The 14,364-nt window shown below is 69.5% G+C and carries 17 protein-coding genes and 1 pseudogene; 6 read left to right on the top strand and 12 right to left on the bottom strand.

The genetic code is table 11. The features are described from left to right. Window positions 1-331 precede the first annotated feature (331 nt). Window positions 332-907 (top strand): hypothetical protein, encoded by a 576-nt coding sequence (locus tag ABD205_RS03100; protein ID WP_344042298.1) that lies wholly within the window; start codon window positions 332-334, stop codon window positions 905-907. A 55-nt stretch (window positions 908-962) separates the two neighbouring features. Here the strand turns inward: ABD205_RS03100 and ABD205_RS03095 are convergent, their stop codons facing one another. The 4 genes from ABD205_RS03095 to ABD205_RS03080 form a co-directional block, all read right to left on the bottom strand. Further along, window positions 963-1,658, bottom strand: a complete 696-nt coding sequence (locus tag ABD205_RS03095) for a Type 1 glutamine amidotransferase-like domain-containing protein (RefSeq protein ID WP_344042296.1) — start codon at window positions 1,656-1,658, stop codon at window positions 963-965. Next, window positions 1,655-2,518 (bottom strand): alpha/beta fold hydrolase, encoded by an 864-nt coding sequence (locus tag ABD205_RS03090; protein WP_344042294.1) that lies wholly within the window; start codon window positions 2,516-2,518, stop codon window positions 1,655-1,657. The genes ABD205_RS03095 and ABD205_RS03090 overlap by 4 nt, the downstream gene beginning before the upstream one ends. Before the next feature lie 150 nt (window positions 2,519-2,668). Next, the gene (locus tag ABD205_RS03085) at window positions 2,669-2,902 is read right to left on the bottom strand and encodes a DUF3099 domain-containing protein (RefSeq protein ID WP_344042292.1); all 234 of its coding nucleotides are present in this window, start codon (window positions 2,900-2,902) and stop codon (window positions 2,669-2,671) included. Window positions 2,903-3,037: 135 nt separating this feature from the next. Continuing rightward, on the bottom strand, window positions 3,038-3,340 hold the full coding sequence (locus tag ABD205_RS03080; RefSeq protein ID WP_344042290.1) for an MmcQ/YjbR family DNA-binding protein: 303 nt from the start codon (window positions 3,338-3,340) through the stop codon (window positions 3,038-3,040). A 121-nt stretch (window positions 3,341-3,461) separates the two neighbouring features. Here ABD205_RS03080 and ABD205_RS03075 point away from each other — a divergent pair, with 121 nt between their 5' ends. Continuing rightward, window positions 3,462-4,046 (top strand): DUF6529 family protein, encoded by a 585-nt coding sequence (locus tag ABD205_RS03075; protein WP_344042288.1) that lies wholly within the window; start codon window positions 3,462-3,464, stop codon window positions 4,044-4,046. A 69-nt stretch (window positions 4,047-4,115) separates the two neighbouring features. Here ABD205_RS03075 and ABD205_RS03070 read toward each other — a convergent pair whose 3' ends face one another. The 5 genes from ABD205_RS03070 to ABD205_RS03050 form a co-directional block, all read right to left on the bottom strand. Then, window positions 4,116-4,325: a hypothetical protein gene (locus ABD205_RS03070; RefSeq protein WP_344042286.1), complete on the bottom strand. Its 210-nt coding sequence runs from the start codon at window positions 4,323-4,325 to the stop codon at window positions 4,116-4,118. A 149-nt stretch (window positions 4,326-4,474) separates the two neighbouring features. After that, window positions 4,475-4,753 carry a hypothetical protein gene (locus ABD205_RS03065; RefSeq protein WP_344042284.1) on the bottom strand — a complete coding sequence of 93 codons (279 nt, stop codon included), beginning with the start codon at window positions 4,751-4,753 and terminating at the stop codon, window positions 4,475-4,477. Window positions 4,754-4,841: 88 nt separating this feature from the next. After that, a complete protein-coding gene (locus tag ABD205_RS03060) occupies window positions 4,842-5,300 on the bottom strand; it encodes a TspO/MBR family protein (protein WP_344042282.1) in 459 nt (152 codons plus the stop codon). A 53-nt stretch (window positions 5,301-5,353) separates the two neighbouring features. Further along, window positions 5,354-6,358 carry a serine hydrolase domain-containing protein gene (locus ABD205_RS03055; protein WP_344042280.1) on the bottom strand — a complete coding sequence of 335 codons (1,005 nt, stop codon included), beginning with the start codon at window positions 6,356-6,358 and terminating at the stop codon, window positions 5,354-5,356. Between the two features lie 136 nt (window positions 6,359-6,494). Then, window positions 6,495-7,010, bottom strand: a complete 516-nt coding sequence (locus tag ABD205_RS03050; protein WP_344042278.1) for a nitroreductase family protein — start codon at window positions 7,008-7,010, stop codon at window positions 6,495-6,497. Window positions 7,011-7,105: 95 nt separating this feature from the next. Here ABD205_RS03050 and ABD205_RS03045 point away from each other — a divergent pair, with 95 nt between their 5' ends. Together ABD205_RS03045 and ABD205_RS03040 are read left to right on the top strand one after the other, a co-directional pair. Then, the gene (locus ABD205_RS03045; RefSeq protein WP_344042276.1) at window positions 7,106-7,720 is read left to right on the top strand and encodes a GNAT family N-acetyltransferase; all 615 of its coding nucleotides are present in this window, start codon (window positions 7,106-7,108) and stop codon (window positions 7,718-7,720) included. A 269-nt stretch (window positions 7,721-7,989) separates the two neighbouring features. Further along, a complete protein-coding gene (locus ABD205_RS03040) occupies window positions 7,990-8,814 on the top strand; it encodes a hypothetical protein (RefSeq protein WP_344042274.1) in 825 nt (274 codons plus the stop codon). A gap of 96 nt (window positions 8,815-8,910) precedes the next feature. On the opposite strand, the gene ABD205_RS03035 is transcribed toward ABD205_RS03040, so the two are convergent. Continuing rightward, window positions 8,911-9,234: a hypothetical protein gene (locus ABD205_RS03035; protein ID WP_344042272.1), complete on the bottom strand. Its 324-nt coding sequence runs from the start codon at window positions 9,232-9,234 to the stop codon at window positions 8,911-8,913. A gap of 312 nt (window positions 9,235-9,546) precedes the next feature. Here ABD205_RS03035 and ABD205_RS22605 point away from each other — a divergent pair. Further along, window positions 9,547-10,272 (top strand): annotated as a pseudogene (locus ABD205_RS22605) (AAA family ATPase); the annotation flags it as partial. Between the two features lie 435 nt (window positions 10,273-10,707). Next, entirely contained in the window at window positions 10,708-12,507 is a 1,800-nt protein-coding gene (locus ABD205_RS03025; protein ID WP_344042268.1) for an ATP-binding protein, read from the top strand. A gap of 219 nt (window positions 12,508-12,726) precedes the next feature. Here the strand turns inward: ABD205_RS03025 and ABD205_RS03020 are convergent, their stop codons facing one another. Together ABD205_RS03020 and ABD205_RS03015 are read right to left on the bottom strand one after the other, a co-directional pair. Then, window positions 12,727-13,791: a winged helix DNA-binding domain-containing protein gene (locus tag ABD205_RS03020; protein ID WP_344042266.1), complete on the bottom strand. Its 1,065-nt coding sequence runs from the start codon at window positions 13,789-13,791 to the stop codon at window positions 12,727-12,729. Window positions 13,792-13,908: 117 nt separating this feature from the next. Next, window positions 13,909-14,283 (bottom strand): hypothetical protein, encoded by a 375-nt coding sequence (locus tag ABD205_RS03015; protein ID WP_344042264.1) that lies wholly within the window; start codon window positions 14,281-14,283, stop codon window positions 13,909-13,911. Between the last annotated feature and the right edge of the window lie 81 nt (window positions 14,284-14,364).

Here is a 14,364-nt window from a genome sequence, read left to right as displayed (position 1 = left end):
AGATCCGGTATCCGTTCGTCACTGTTTCGGGCCCACCGTGCGACGGTGGCGCTCGTACGCGGGTCCACCGAAGTGCCCCGGGGACTAGGAGTTCACGCGCTCCGCGGCCGAAGAGGCCGACTTCGGTGTACCGGGGTACCGGCGCCGCGACGTCGGCGCTCGGGCCGGATCTCGGCTGATCCGATAACGCCCGGCCCCGTCAGTGCCACCGCGCTTGCCGCCGAGCTGTTCTCACGGCCTTCTCGCAGGCGCCCGCCGCGGCAAGATGGGCACCGCTGTTTCACCGGCCGGGGATACCGAACCTCCCCGTTCGCTGGCAGAGTCGCTTCTCGTGACGATGTACTCACCCATCGCACCCCCGCCGGTCCGGCCGCGAACGCTGCATACCTGGCAGTTCGTCGCGCTGTTGGCTGCTGTCGCGGCCGCGTTCACCGGCGTCTGCCTGTATGCCGCCTGGTCGTTGAACCACCCGCACGCCTTCACCCCCTACAGCGGACCGACCGCCGCAGGGGCTGACGGGATCGACGTCGGCCAAACGCTGTACGCCGGCGTCGACTTCGGCGACTCCGCCAGTGGCACGAACGTCACCAACTCCGTCGGACCAGTTGGCGTCACCGGAAGCGCCCGCTACACCGTCACGTACCTGATCTGCACCCTGCCCGCCCACGGAATCGGAGCGATCGGATCAGCCGACAGCCTCACCGGGCTGTGCTCGGACGTCACGCCGGCAGCCCATCAGACCTACAACACCGGCAGCGAGCGCCAGGAGCTCGTCGCGGCTGTCACTCTCCTCGAACCAGGCGCCGTCACCATCCGTGGCGCCGACGTCGACTACACCGCCGGCATCCAACATGGACACCAACGTGTCGGGATCGATGTCGCCGTGAGCACCGCATCAACGTACTGACGGACCCTTCACGGGTGCTCGTGAAGATCCGACGACCTCGGTTGTCCGGGGTCGGCTATGGCTGCTCCGGATCAGAGCTGAGGCTTCGGAGCCGCTCCCAACGCCCCTCGGAGACGAAGTCGACGCTGCCGTCGACCACCGTGATCGCCGTCTGGTCGTCGATGGCGTACGCCGTGTTCGGGATGCCGGCCGCCCACTGCTCCGCCTCGGCCATGGAGTTGCCTGGCAGGCCGTCGGCAGCGAGATGGGGGCAGATCGAGAAGTCGACGACGCCCAACGTGGTCACGTCGCCGGTGCTCGGTCGCCACTGGATGAAGTCCTCCCCGACACGGGGAGTCATCACCATGCTCCCCGCGCTGAGCCCGACCCAGACGGTCTCGCTCAACGACGGCAACAGGTCCGCGAGCCCGGACTCGCGCATCCAGTGGCACAGGTAGAGGACGTCCCCACCCGCAACGAGCAGGGCGTCCGCCTCCCGGACCAGCGGCACCCAACGTTCCTCGTCGATGCTCGGCAGCGCGGTCAGCTCCAGCACGCCGACGGACTTCCAGCCCAGGTCGACCATGGGGTTCTCGGAGTTGCCGCTGATGAACTGCCACGCCCTGACTCCCGGGCCGACCATCGGATGCCCGTACTGCGCAGTGGGGATGCACAGCGCGCTGGACTCGGCGATCGGCTTGCCGAGGAGCTTCACGAGTGCGTCGCGGATGCTGGTGTTCGTCACACCTGCGGAGGTCAGAAGGAGCTTCACGGTGTCTCCGGACCGGTGGTCTCGCTGATGAACTCGCGCAGCACGGTCGCGAAGCGGTCGGGGTCGTCGAGATGCGGGAAGTGGCCCGCCCCCTCGAAGAGCTCGACGCGGCAGTGGGGGATGGCGTGCTGTGCGTTCAGCGCGTGCCAAGCGGGGATCATCCGGTCCTTGGAGCCCCAGACGATGAGGGTCGGGATCGGGCGTACGCCTGCGAGGTGATCGTTCGCGCTGACGGTCTGGCCGCCGAAGTCGATCACCGAACGCGCGGTCGCGAGAAAGGCGTTGCGGCTCTCGCGGTCCGCGAGCGAGCTGAACCCCCGCCACATGGCGTCGATGTCGGCGGTGGGGCGCCAGCCGATGCGGAACGCACGCTGGCCCAGGGCTTCGACGCGGGACAGGACCGGCTCCGAGGCCACGAGGCTGAGCACCTGCCTGGCACCGGGCAACGTCGCCGAACGGAGGATCAGGTTGACCTCACGGCCCAGGCCGCCGCTGGAGACCAGGACGAGGCGATCCACCCGTTCGGGAAAGAGGTAGTAGAACTGCATCGCGATGCCGCCGCCGAGCGAATGTCCGACGAGCGTGACGCGCTCGATCCCGAGGTGGTCGAGGAGATCGCGCAGGGTCGCGGCGTGCGCGCTGAGCGAGTAGTCGCCCACCGGCTTGGCCGACTCGCCGTGACCGAACAGGTCGGGCACCAGCACCCGGTGGTCGGCGTCCATGTTGTCGACGAGGTGCGCCCACTGCCGCTGCGACCCGAGGATCCCGTGGATGAAGAGGATCACCGGGCCGGATCCACTCTCGACGTAGGACAGCCTCTGGTTGTGCAGCACGACCGTCTGCGGATCGATGCGCGACATGTGGTCATCCTCGGGTCGTCCGGACCGGGCGGTCCCAACCGTAGCCCGCCGCCGGCAACGGGCAGTCGCCTCAAGGGCCGCGTCCACATGGCGTCACTGCGAAAGGCCTCGCAAGCGACGGATCGTCTCGTCGTCACGGGACGGTCGTCGTCAGCGGTCCTCGCCCCAGTTGCCGATGATCACCGCGATCGGGGGGAGCAGGGCAGCCACGACCGACATGGCCACTGCTGCCGTGGATGACCACAGGCGGACGACGTTCCAGGCCAGAAGGATGAGTGCCAAGCAGGCACCCATCAGAGCGAAGTACCACCGCTTGCGCCGGCGAAGGCGCTCGCTCTGCGGCGCGCGCACCTCGGTGGCCGTGATGCGCTGGTGTCGTCTCACAGCCTCCACATTCCCACCAACTGCTCGCTGGGGGCGGGGCCACGACTGCGCTCATTCAGGAGGATCTCTGTGCCCATCGCGGCGCGACGACGCACTTCGGAACCGGCGGCGATCACCTCGCCCGGACTTCCGCTGTCAACGAGCCTGCATCTGCCACGCGAGGTCGATGGCCGCGCGTACGGCACGTGGGTCTGCGCGATCGAGATATGCCTCGACCTTGTGATGGGTCTCCATCCGAGGCGGCACGCCGAAGCTGTCCGGATAGGCCGCGAGCAGGGACTCCCGTTCGTCGAGAGGAACCCGGATCACCACGGTGTTCTCGTCGTGGAGGCGAGCGACCAAGCGGTTGTTGACGTACCAGCCCGGACGTGACTCGGTCCCCTTGCGCTTGACCAGCGGGAGGGACTCGGCGTAGCGCCCGACGTCTTCCGGACTCACCCAGGGAGAGTAGTCCCGCCTCGACATGGACAGGAGGGAGCCGGTCAGTCCTGGCGACGGGGCAGGGCACCTCGCCCGGGTGACCATTCCCAAGCAGGTCCACCCCGGTCATCCTGAGGGCATGGCAGATGCCACCGAGCAGAGGAGCATGGCCGTCCCGCTGACGGCGTTCGCCGCAGGGGCAGTCATCTCCTTGTTGGCCGGGGTGTTCGGGAAGGTCCACGACCCATCCCTCGACGCCACCACCACCCTGGGGTTCGCCACCGTCATCGACATGAAGGTCGTGCTGTCGGTGGTGGTCGGAGTGCTTGCGGCGCTTCAGATCGTCGGTGCGCTCTGGATCTACGGCAAGCTCGGGATCTCCGCACCGCCCTGGCTTGGCACGGCGCATCGCGTGACCGGGATCGCCGCCATCGTCTTGACCCTGATCGTCGCCTACCACTGCCTGTGGGCACTGGGCCTCGAGAGCGGGACCTTCGCGGGTGGCGGAAAGGTGCCGACACGGGTCGTGGTCCACGGTGTCCTTGGTTGTGCCGTGCTCGGTGCCGTGGTCGTGAAGGTCGTCGCGGTGCGATCGAGACGTGCGCCCGGGTGGTTCCTCCCGGTGGCCGGGGGGCTGCTCTTCACCTTGCTGGTGGTCGTCGTGCTGACCTCGGCGGGCTGGTACATCGACGCCCATGGTTGGCCGGGCTCGAGCGGCTACTGACCCCTTCAGTCCAGAGACCGGGGCGTGCCGTCCGGCAGACGGTCGTTCGCCGGGGCACGGACACCTGGGCTACGGCGTGCCCGGCGGATGGACGCCGACAGCGCAGGCGACGCTCCCGTCGACCACGCAGTAGGACCGCTCGTAGCCGGCGCCGCCGTTGCCCGTGTCGAGCGGGACAAGGGCGGCTGTGAGCCCGGCGGCCGCGAGGAGGACGGCAGCGAGCGCGAGGCGGTTCCGCTCCTTGAGCAGACGTGCCTGGCGGGGTGTCAGGTCCTCCACAGGGCGAGGCTACGCCGCCTGCACGCCCCGGGCGAGGATCCGCCGCGCGAGGGGAGCGGAACCATCGACACCGGAGCCTGGATCAGACTCGGGACGCAACGCCCTGGAGGTGGAGGGGTCCGGATCAACGCCCGTGCGCACTCCGCCGGTCAGCTCTGCTGGGGTGCCTGGCCGGTGCGCAACATGCTCCAGAGCGCGGTCGGCGTACGGCGCCAGCCGAGGCTTCGCGCGAGGCGGATGGTTTCGGCGCCGGCGAGGGCGATGCCGATGAAGCCGATGAGGAACTGGATGGTCCAGATGGTGAGGCGGAGCTTGCCGGCGTCGGGCTCGGTCATGGCGGTCGCCCAGATGATGAGCTGCGCGAACGGAAACCAGGACAGGATGAAGAGGGTGATGCCTGCGCGTAGCCGGAGCGCTCCGTGCGTCATGCTGGCCTCCCGCTGTCGGAGTGCCGCGTCGTGCGTGGTGCGGTGCTCGTTGAGATCCTCTCACTCGGCCGTGAGACGCACAGACCGGTCACGGAGCGGCCGCGGCGGGCGTGCTGACCGCCGCGTTCAAGGCGGTGGCGAAACCGCACCAGCCGAGATACGGGGTGAGGAGCGCGGCCGCCAGAGGATCGTCCCGGCCGAGCAGTGCAACCTCGACCGCGACCGTCGCGTCCAGAGCAGCGATCACTGCGAGGGAGGCCCGCTTCTCGCGAGCGCTGAAGAAGACGGCCGGCCAGACCGCGTTCAGCGCGAGTTGAGCCATGTGGAGGCGCCGGGCGCTCGGCGAGGAGGCGTAGGGCCGCCACCCGACGACGACGTTGGCGGCGTACAGCGCACTCCAGACGGGCCCGAACGCGGAGGCGGGTGGCGCCCACGTGGGCTTGTCGAGTCGGGCATAGGTGCTCGGGGCGCTGCGCGCTCCCAGACCACCGAGGCCGGCGGCGCCCACGACAGGCAGAACGGCGAAGGCAAGACGACGTAGGTTCATTCGTCATGCCTATCGCCTCGATGGTGGCGGCGGGAACCACCGCTGGAGCGGACTCAGATGCCGAAGCGGTCATTCAGCAGGGCGACGAGCGGCCAGCCACCGTCGGACCAGTTGGCGATCACGGTGTAGGTGAGCTGCGTGCCGGGGTCGTGCAGGCTGGTGAACGACACCCCGGCGTCGTACCCCTCGAGCCAGGCTGCGTCGCCTGTCGCGTGCAGGTGGAAGCCCAAGCCGTAGCGTCGAGACTCCTCGGGCCAGTCGCTCACCGGCGTCCTCATCTGGGCGAAGGTCTCGCGGGACACGATCCGCCCGGACTGCAATGCCTGCCACAGCCGGTGGCAGTCGGCTGCGGTCGAGTAGGCCCCGCCGTCACCCACGCCGACCACGGGCAGGTGCAGCACGTTGCTCCGCAGCCCATCACGGGCCAGGTAGCCGCGAGCGGCACCTGCGGGAAGCTCGTCCGAGCGCAGGAAGGCCGTGTCGGTCATGCCTGCGGGTTCGAGCACGCGTCGGCGTACCAGCTCGTGGTAGCCGACACCGCTGGCTCGCTCAACCAGCACGGCGAGGACGACGTAGCCGGCGTTGTTGTAGGCGAAGCGGTCCCCGGCGGGGTAGGCCGTCGGGTGGCCCGACAGGACCAGGAGGTAATCCTCAGGGGTCGCGAGCTGGTGGACCGGCACGCGCATCACGTACTGGGTGATGTCGTCGAGCTCGTCCTCGTCGAGGTAGTCACCGATGCCGGAGCGGTGCCCGAGCAGGTGCTCCACCGTGACGTCTGCGGCGATCTCGGGGAGATCGTCGCCGAGGAGCGAGCGAGCGGTCGTGGTGAGCTCCAGCCTGCCCTGCTCGACGAGCACCATCACCGCCAGGGCCGTGAGCCCCTTCGTCGCGCTGGCCGTCCCGAACTGGGTGGTGAGGGTGTTGGGGATCTCGTACGCACGATTGGCGAGCCCGTACGCCTTGGCGATCAGCGTCTCGCCCTGCAGGTCGACCCGGACCACGCCCGAGAACCCGACCGCCACCGCGGTGGCGTCGACGAGATCGCTCAGCGACTCCATGGCGGCCAACCTATCGATCTGACAGGCGACGGATCTGTGGTCGCGGCAACCGTTGATCGGCCGTGCCGGACGGGCCGCGAGCTCACCACACGGGGTCCAGTCGGTCCCGCAGGATCGCGGCGGAAGGACGCGGCGGTCACCACCTTCCGCGATGCACGACCTCGTCGAAGGGGCGTCGGTTCAGCCGCTCGATCACGGCCAGCGGCTTGTCCGAGGGATAGCCGACGGAGAGCACGTAGGCCAGGAAACGTCCCTCTGGGAGGCCGAGGACGGCCCTGGCTCGGTCCTGGTCGGAGGCCGCGGCGTGCCCGGTGCCGACGCCCAGGTCGGCCGCGGCCACAGTCATCGCGTACGTCGCCTGGCCGAGGTCGTACTGCAGCAGCGCCGCCTGCTGCTCGTCCTGCGGCTCTGGTGCGACGATCGCGATCGCGGCCGCCGCACCCGCGACATGCCGCGCGCCTTGCCAGACCTTCGCCAGCTCGACCAGCTGCTCCCTGTCCGTGACGACCACGAAGTCCCACGGCTGCCAGTTGCCCGCCGACGGGGCGCGTCGCCCAGCATCCAGAATTCGGTCGAGCGCCTCATCAGGGACTCGCTCCTGAGTGAACTGCCGAACGTTTCGTCGCGCCCGCAGGGCGTCCCAGGTCTCCACGATTCCATCTTGCGCCTGGAGCGCCGTTGTGGCGACCGTCTGCCGGGCCGCCTTCTCGTCGCGCGGTTTGCGGCGGAGCGACGCACTCTCCAAGGATGGGGTTGGCGACCGTCGGCCATGGCGCCGCGGCGATACCGAGTGAAGGAGACGCGCGACTGATGTCGGAGACCCGGCGAGAAGTGGTGATCACAGGTTCGCGACTGGAGCTCGCGAGGTTCGACGAGTCCGATGTCGAGGCCGTTCACGCCTTCGCGGCGGATCCGGTCGTGTGTCGCTTCACGGGCTGGGGCCCGAACACGCTCGCCGACACTCGGAAGTTCGTCGCTGACGCCACTCGCGTCCGGAGCGACCGATACGACCTTGCGGTCATACGTGGCCAGGAGCTGATCGGGTCGGCGTCGGTCTGGACCACGAGTCCGGAGCACCTGGTGGGCGAGCTGGGTTACACGATCCGGCGTGACTGTTGGGGTCATGGTTATGCGTCTGAAGTGGCGCATCTCCTGGTCGACCTCGGTTTCGAGAAGCTCGGGCTCGAGCGGCTGGCTGCCACGTGCGACCCGGCCAACACAGCCTCCGTGCGCGTCCTGGAGAAGGCGGGCCTCCAACGCGAAGGGCTCCTCCGCGGCCTCCTTCTCGTTCGCGGGCGACGTCGTGACCGCCTCATGTTCGGTCGCCTCAGGCCCGAGCCTGCCCAGGCGGGTTCTGTCTAGGACCGCGGCCGGCCGGCGACGCTGCGTTCGTCGTGACGGCCGTGTCTGGCCTCATCCACCGACGAACCGGATCGGCCCACCATCGCGTTGAAGGAGTATCAGGGCCGCGGGTGAGGAGGAGCCTTGAGCAGTGCAGATCGTCGGGCGAGAGGGATCCGTCTCGGGGTGAGGCCGGTTCGATGACGGAGGAGTACCTCGTCCTGGGTCGCCCGCCGCGCCCGCCTCGGCGAGGGCGCTGGGGCAGGCACGGCCCGCGCGCGGTTGTGGCCGTGACGCTGATCGGGCTGACGGGCTGGGCGGTCTGGCAGGGGATCCCCGATGGCGCCCCGACCGCGCCACGGCACCACGCCTCCGCGTCGCACCGGGCGAGGGTCGAGCCGCCGAGGATCGCCTACGTCCGCTCCGGGGTGCTGTACAGGCCCGGCTTCCCGCCGACCACCCTGCCCGCCGGGGCGTGGACCGACTTCGTCGAGCTCAGCGATGGAGAAGTGGTCCTGATCGGCAAGGGCAGCCTCGCCGTGCTCGACAGCGTCGGCGAGCTGCGCACCTACCCACGCACCGGAGGGGTCAACGTCCCGGCGGACCGCGCCGCAGTCGCCTGGACCGGGCCGCACGGCCGGGTCAGGGTGCTCCTCGCGGGCCGTGCGAAACCCGCCGTCGCCCCACGAAGCGTCCGTCTCGGGCATCCGGCATGCCTCGGACCGAGACTCGTCGGCCAGCAGGAGCCGGCCAACCCGAGCCTGTTCCAGTGGCGGTCCTGCGACCGGTACGGCAACGTCCTGAGCCCCGATCATCGCTACGTCGCCTGGCGGGGGGAGGACGGGTTGACGGTGGCGCCCCGAAGCAGCGTCACCCCGGCGCACCCGCATGGGGTCGGGAAGACCACCTACGGCGTCGGCCAGGCAGGCCCAGACGGCGACCTGGTCTGGGAGGACCCCTCGCACCTCCTTGTGCTCGATCGTGACGCCGTCTACCAGCCCTACGTGTTCCGGACCGGACTCAACGGAGACGCAGCTCCCCTGATCCCCCCGACACCCGGTGGTGATCGCCGGCATCCGGCGCTGATGCTCCCACTCATCGGCGACGCCGGTTGACAGGCTGCGGCCCAGGCCGAACGCCCGACACCGGACTGCCCGGCGTTCTGGCCCCAACCGAGAGGTTGGGGCCAGATGGCAACGGGCAGTCGGTGCTCACGGGAACTGCTTGGCGAGGTAGTTCACTCCGTCCGAGGGATGGTGGCTGCCCGGGTGTCGACCATGCGCATCGCTGATGCGGGCACCATCGCTCGGCTCCTTGGCGCCGGTGGTCCAGGCGTGTTCGGCACGTTGGAGCGAGAGCGCGGCCTTTCGACCCGCGACGTACTGGTCGGAGTCGAAGGTCGTGGTTGCTGACGCTGCACTGCAGACCTCTGCGACCGGTTGGGGCGAGGGACCGGGGAGAGTCGTGGGTGTCGGGGGCCCGATGAGGCTGGGACCGGCGAGTGCGGCGCCGGCGAGCAGAATCACGATGTTCATCACGGTCTCCTGCTCAGGGAAGGTGCGAGTTCCCGGCCGGAGTGCCGGCTGTGACGGGCTCGGGTGGTGAGCCGAAGACGCTCGACCTGCGTCTGGATGTCTGCCTGGTGCATCACCGCAGCCGTCTTCGCCGCGGCAGGGCTGATGGTCGGGTACATCGTTCCTCCCGGGTCCCTCGGCACTTGGTCCGAGGTGGTTGATGGATGGTTGGACCACCACCGTCGAACCCGACGGCACCCTCTTTCCGCCACCTGACAGAACTTTCCAGCGGGAGGATGCTGGAGCCCGTACAGGTCTCTGGCGGGAGGCGCGGTGGCGGGTTTGCAGCGGCCGGAGGTTCCGCCGGGTGCCCAGCGGGACCTGGTCGACGCGCTCCATGCCCTCCATCACCGGGCCGGCTGGCCGAGCTTGCGCACGTTGGCGCACCGGGCGGGCTGCTCGCACACCACGGTCGCGACGGTCTTCTCCTCACCCCGGCTGCCGTCGTGGGGAGTTCTGGAGGTTGTCGTCGACGCTTTGGGCGGCGACGTCGCAGAGTTCCATCGGCTGTGGCTGGCCGCGAGCAGCCCGGGCGCGGCGTCGGAGCCACGACTCGCCGGCCGAGCGACCGAGCTTGCACGTGTACGGCGTCATCTCGCGCGGGGCTCCGGCCTGTTGCTGGTGACTGGCGAGGCCGGCATCGGGAAGACCCGGCTGCTCGATGCGGCGGTCAGCGAGACGAGCGCTGTCCTTGTGGCCCGAGGCGCCGGTCTGCCGTTGTCAGCCCAAGTGCCGCTGCTGCCCGTCGCCGATGTGCTGCGGACGGTGCTCGCCGAAGAAGACGGACGATGGCTCGCGGAGGCCATTGACGCCGGCCCGCCGTACGTGTCGGGCGTGCTGCGTCGGCTCCTACCTGAGCTCGACGAAGAAGTCCGCGAACCGGTCGATCACCCCGTAGCGTCGGGGGATGGCTGGTGGCGCCAGCGCCTGTTCACGGGGGTCGCCACGACGTGGCGCGCTTTGGCGGCCATCCGACCGTTCGCGGTCGTCATCGAGGACCTCCACTGGGCCGATTCGACCACGCTCGACCTTGTCGAGCACCTGCTGACAGTCGGCCCAGGCATCCCGCTGGTCGGCACCTGGCGCAAGGACGACCCCACGGTGCCTGCCTCCGTTCGGGACTGGCTGACACGGGTGCGACGGATGTCCGACGTCGACGAGCTGACCCTGGCTCCACTCACGCGTGACGAGACCGCAGAGCAGCTCGCCCTGCTGGGTGGACAGCGGCCGACACCGTCGCAGGTCGATCGGATCTACCGGCGGTCGGTCGGTCAGCCGCTGTTCACCGAGCAGCTGGCTGCCCAAGCAGGCGACGACCAACCACTGCCTGACGTTCTCGCCGACCTGCTCGACCGGCGCCTTGACGGACTCGACACGGCGTCCTGGCGGCTCGCCCGCGCACTCGGTGTGGCAGACCGGCCCTTGAGTGGCGAGGTGCTCGCGGCCGTCACCGACCTGGCGCCGGCCGACCTGACGAGCGGGCTCCACGAGCTCGCCGACCGGTGTCTGCTGGCCGCCGCGACGAACCGCGCCGTCGAGCTGCGCCATCCGCTGCTTGCCGAGGCCATCCGACGCCGGCTCGTCGGCCCGGAGGCGGCCGAGGAACACCGTCGACTCGCCATCGCGCTGGCAGACCGGACCGAGCCTGAGCCGGCAGAGGTCGCCGAGCACTGGCGCCATGCCGACGACCCTGGCCAGGAGATCGTCTGGCGGATCCGTGCTGCGCGGACGGCGGCCCTGCGCTTTGCCGCAGCTTTGGAGAGTGAGCAGTGGTTGCGCGTGATCGAGCTTTGGCCCGACGATCTCCGGGAGGCCGGAACGCCGCCCGTCACCCTCGCCGCGGTGTACGTGGTCGCAATCGACGCACTCAAGGCCTCCATGCAGTTCGACCGAGCGATCGACGTGGTCGCCGAAGCAGAGGGCCGTCTGCCCGATGCCCGAATCGAGGACAAGGCCGCCATCCTGGTCCGCGCCGCCGACTTCCGCGGAGCGCGCGAATCGGCCGACGTCGGGCTTGCCCTGTTGGAGCAGGCCCTCGCCCTCTACGACGAGCTGCCGTTGAGCGAGGGACACGTGCACGCGCTCGACGCCCAGCACAACCAGCTGGTGCTGCTGGGCCGATTCAGCGAAGCCCGTCAGGTGGCGACCAGAGCTGCGCAAGTTGCCGAGGCGATCGGCCAAGCGTCCTTGCACCGTCAGATGCTCGCCATCCAGGCATGGCATGAGGCCGATGCCGGTGACGTGGACCGAGCGCTGCGGACCGCGACCCGCGCGCAGGCTCTCCTGCCCGCAGACGTCGACCCACGTGGCGACATCCGCATCGGCGTCTACGTCACCGACATGTTGTTCCGTGCGGGTGCGAGCGCCCAGAAGGTCGAAGCCGCCGGAGCGCGTGGCCTCGAGGCCGCAGCAACCGCCGGCATTGAGAGCTGGCAGGCGAACCTGATCCGGGACAACATCTCCCAAGCGCTCATCCGCGCCGGCCTCATCAGCCGCGCCGCCACCCTCATCGACCCGGTCACCGAAGGTCCATACGACGTCGGACACTGGCCACTCCACCTCGAGCGAGCACACCTCGACGCCCTCCGCGGACTTCACGCCGCCGCTCGGGCGCGCATGGCTCCGCTTCGCGACGACGACACCTCCATGCTCTACCAGACCGGCATGATGCTCGACCGGATCGACATCGTCGACCAAGTCGCCCTCATCGACCTGTGGAGCGGCGTACCCGCAAGCGCCCTGGTGCTGCTGCATCGCCTGCTGGATGACGTCCTCGGAACCACGCTCGCCAACGCACTCGGGAAGGCGTTCGTCCTGACGGCGAGGGCCGCCGCCGACCTGGCCGAACGGGAAGGTGCGAGCGCCGCCGAGCGCAGAACCCACCTTCGAGACCTCATGCTTCGACGTCGGCGCGGTCCAGAGGACCTCTTCGCGACCGGCAGGGCAGACGACCCGGCGCTCGGTGCAGCTTGGAAAGCAGAGACAGCGCGCCTGGCCGGCGAACCCTCGATTCCGTTGTGGGTCGCCGCTGCCGCTGAATGGGACAAGCTCGACCGGCCTTGTGATGCTGCCTACAGCCGCTGGCGCGGAGCACAAGCCGCACTGGAGGCCGGACAGGGAACGGTCGCTCAGCGGATGCTGCGCCACGCGGCGCGGCAAGCCCGCGAACACGTACCACTGACCACTGCCATCATCGAGACCGAAGCACGAGCGCGTCCGAAGGGGCCCGCGTGACGACCCCATCCAGTGACAACTGCCGCTCGTCCCAGCCGAGCATCTTGCGCGACGTAGGCAAGAGTCGCCGTCGATCGGCAGGCCGGTCGCGTTCGCGGCGGACAGCGCACCGTGGGAAGCGCATCGCACCACCCGGTGACACCGTGCAGCCGCTCCCCGTGCTCTTTGCCGAGGAGATCGGCGACAGGCCCGATCGCGGGTGCACGAGCTGAACCCCACCTAGCCGGCAGTCGGGCGGATGACGAGGGATCGGTCTGGCATCTGCAGGAAGCGCAAGACGTCGAGAGCCTCGCTTCTGAGGTCCTCCAGCACGGTGTGCGGTAGCGGCTCGAGGGGGCTCAAGGTCACCGTGCCGTTGCTCAAGCTCCAAGTTCCGGCGACGCGGCCGTTGACAAGTGCCGTGGCGCGGAACAGCCCGTTCGTCGTGACCACGGCACCGTGACCGGCGGTGACGAACTCCCGGTCGGCCCAGCCGTGCAGGATCGGATCGAACATGCCGAGCAGCCGTGGAGCCGGAAGCTCGGCGCTGTCCTCGACGCTTCCGAGCGCCGTGAGTCCGTCGCCGATCGGTGTGGTCTCGTCAGTGACGAGGTCGAAGGCACGGCGCGCAGCGGTCAGCGGGATCCCGGCGTACGCCGCGAGGTCAGGTGGCGACGCCGGTCCGTGCCCGGCCAGGTAACGCCGCGCCAGCGCGGCGAGGCAGGCACTGGGGTCGGGAGGATCCACGGCGCCGAGCCAGCGTCGGGCATCGACGAAGCAGTGCTCGTTGTCCTTGACCGGACCGCGCACCACGTACGCACGCAGGGACGCGGCTGCGAGCAGGTGGACCAGGATCTGTCCCGCCGTCGGCACGCCAGCGGCGTCGAGCGTGGCACGCAGCTGGTTCCGACTGCGCGGACCGTCGGCGAGGGTCTCGGAGATGACCGTCACGGCCCGGTCGGTCGTCGCCGAGTCCACCCCGAGCTGACCCAATCGTCGTGTCACGCCTGACGTGATCCGCGGGGCGGTCAACGCGTGCAACCACGCATAGTCGCTGGCCCGGACCAGGTGCAACGTGCCTCGGCACAGCCACGACACGACCAACGATCGCCGTTCCGTCAGGGCCGCTTCGACGTCGTCCACGGTGCAGCCGACGGTCCGGGACCGTACGGCCAATCGGAAGGCCCGGGCATCCTGGGCCTGCACTGCCAACAGCCGCTCGACGACCGCCTCGGGCGTAGGTGCGGGCTCGGTGAGCAGTTGAGCACGCAGACGCGCCGCTGCTACGGATCCGGTCGTGGCCATCGGCGCCTCCGTCGTTGCGGTCGGGTGCCGCGCAACGTCCAGTGCGGCAGCGTAGTCGGGCGGTGATCGCTTGTGACAGCGCCGAGGCGATCGCGGCGGATCGGCGCGGCCCGCGGGTCAGCGCGTATTGGCCATCTGGACGACGCCGCGCAGACCTGAGCAGTCACATGGGCCTTCCTTGGAGTGCCAGCTCAGCGTCGCCTCTCCCGACCACGTCGCGGAGCCGGTCTCGAACACGACTCGAATCGTCTCGCCCACCAGCGCGTGCTGTCGGACGTAGTCGGGAAGCGGCAGCGACTGGGATCCGAGGCTGTTGATGCGATCCGGGTCGGGTACGGGCGTGCACTGCAGGTCCGCCACGCACACCGTCACAGTGGCCGCTGTGACGTCCGCCGGTATCCCCGTCAGGGAGTAGGAAGACCCCAGGCAGGCTCCGCACACGTAGGTGTCGTCGTTGCTACAGGCGGTCAGGGCGAGCAGCACGAGTGTCACGACCAGACGGTTCATAGCCATCGGACGGGTCGGCGGGCGCGCCGGTTCCGTCACATCCCCTCAGTCACCCAGCGGGCGGTA

Source organism: Nocardioides panacihumi, from assembly GCF_039530925.1.
Classification (GTDB): domain Bacteria; phylum Actinomycetota; class Actinomycetes; order Propionibacteriales; family Nocardioidaceae; genus Nocardioides; species Nocardioides panacihumi.
Note: the sequence above shows the minus strand (reverse complement) of the source record. Positions and strands in the feature narration are given on the sequence as shown.

Excerpts from the sequence above, each read along its gene's own strand:
- ABD205_RS03090 (WP_344042294.1), bottom strand. The coding sequence starts at position 2,518 with ATGTCGCGCATCGATCCGCAGACGGTCGTGCTGCACAACCAGAGGCTG.
- ABD205_RS03075 (WP_344042288.1), top strand. The coding sequence starts at position 3,462 with ATGGCAGATGCCACCGAGCAGAGGAGCATGGCCGTCCCGCTGACGGCG.
- ABD205_RS03065 (WP_344042284.1), bottom strand. The coding sequence starts at position 4,753 with ATGACGCACGGAGCGCTCCGGCTACGCGCAGGCATCACCCTCTTCATC.
- ABD205_RS03060 (WP_344042282.1), bottom strand. The coding sequence starts at position 5,300 with ATGAACCTACGTCGTCTTGCCTTCGCCGTTCTGCCTGTCGTGGGCGCC.
- ABD205_RS03055 (WP_344042280.1), bottom strand. The coding sequence starts at position 6,358 with ATGGAGTCGCTGAGCGATCTCGTCGACGCCACCGCGGTGGCGGTCGGG.
- ABD205_RS03045 (WP_344042276.1), top strand. The coding sequence starts at position 7,106 with ATGGGGTTGGCGACCGTCGGCCATGGCGCCGCGGCGATACCGAGTGAA.
- ABD205_RS03035 (WP_344042272.1), bottom strand. The coding sequence starts at position 9,234 with ATGAACATCGTGATTCTGCTCGCCGGCGCCGCACTCGCCGGTCCCAGC.
- ABD205_RS03020 (WP_344042266.1), bottom strand. The coding sequence starts at position 13,791 with ATGGCCACGACCGGATCCGTAGCAGCGGCGCGTCTGCGTGCTCAACTG.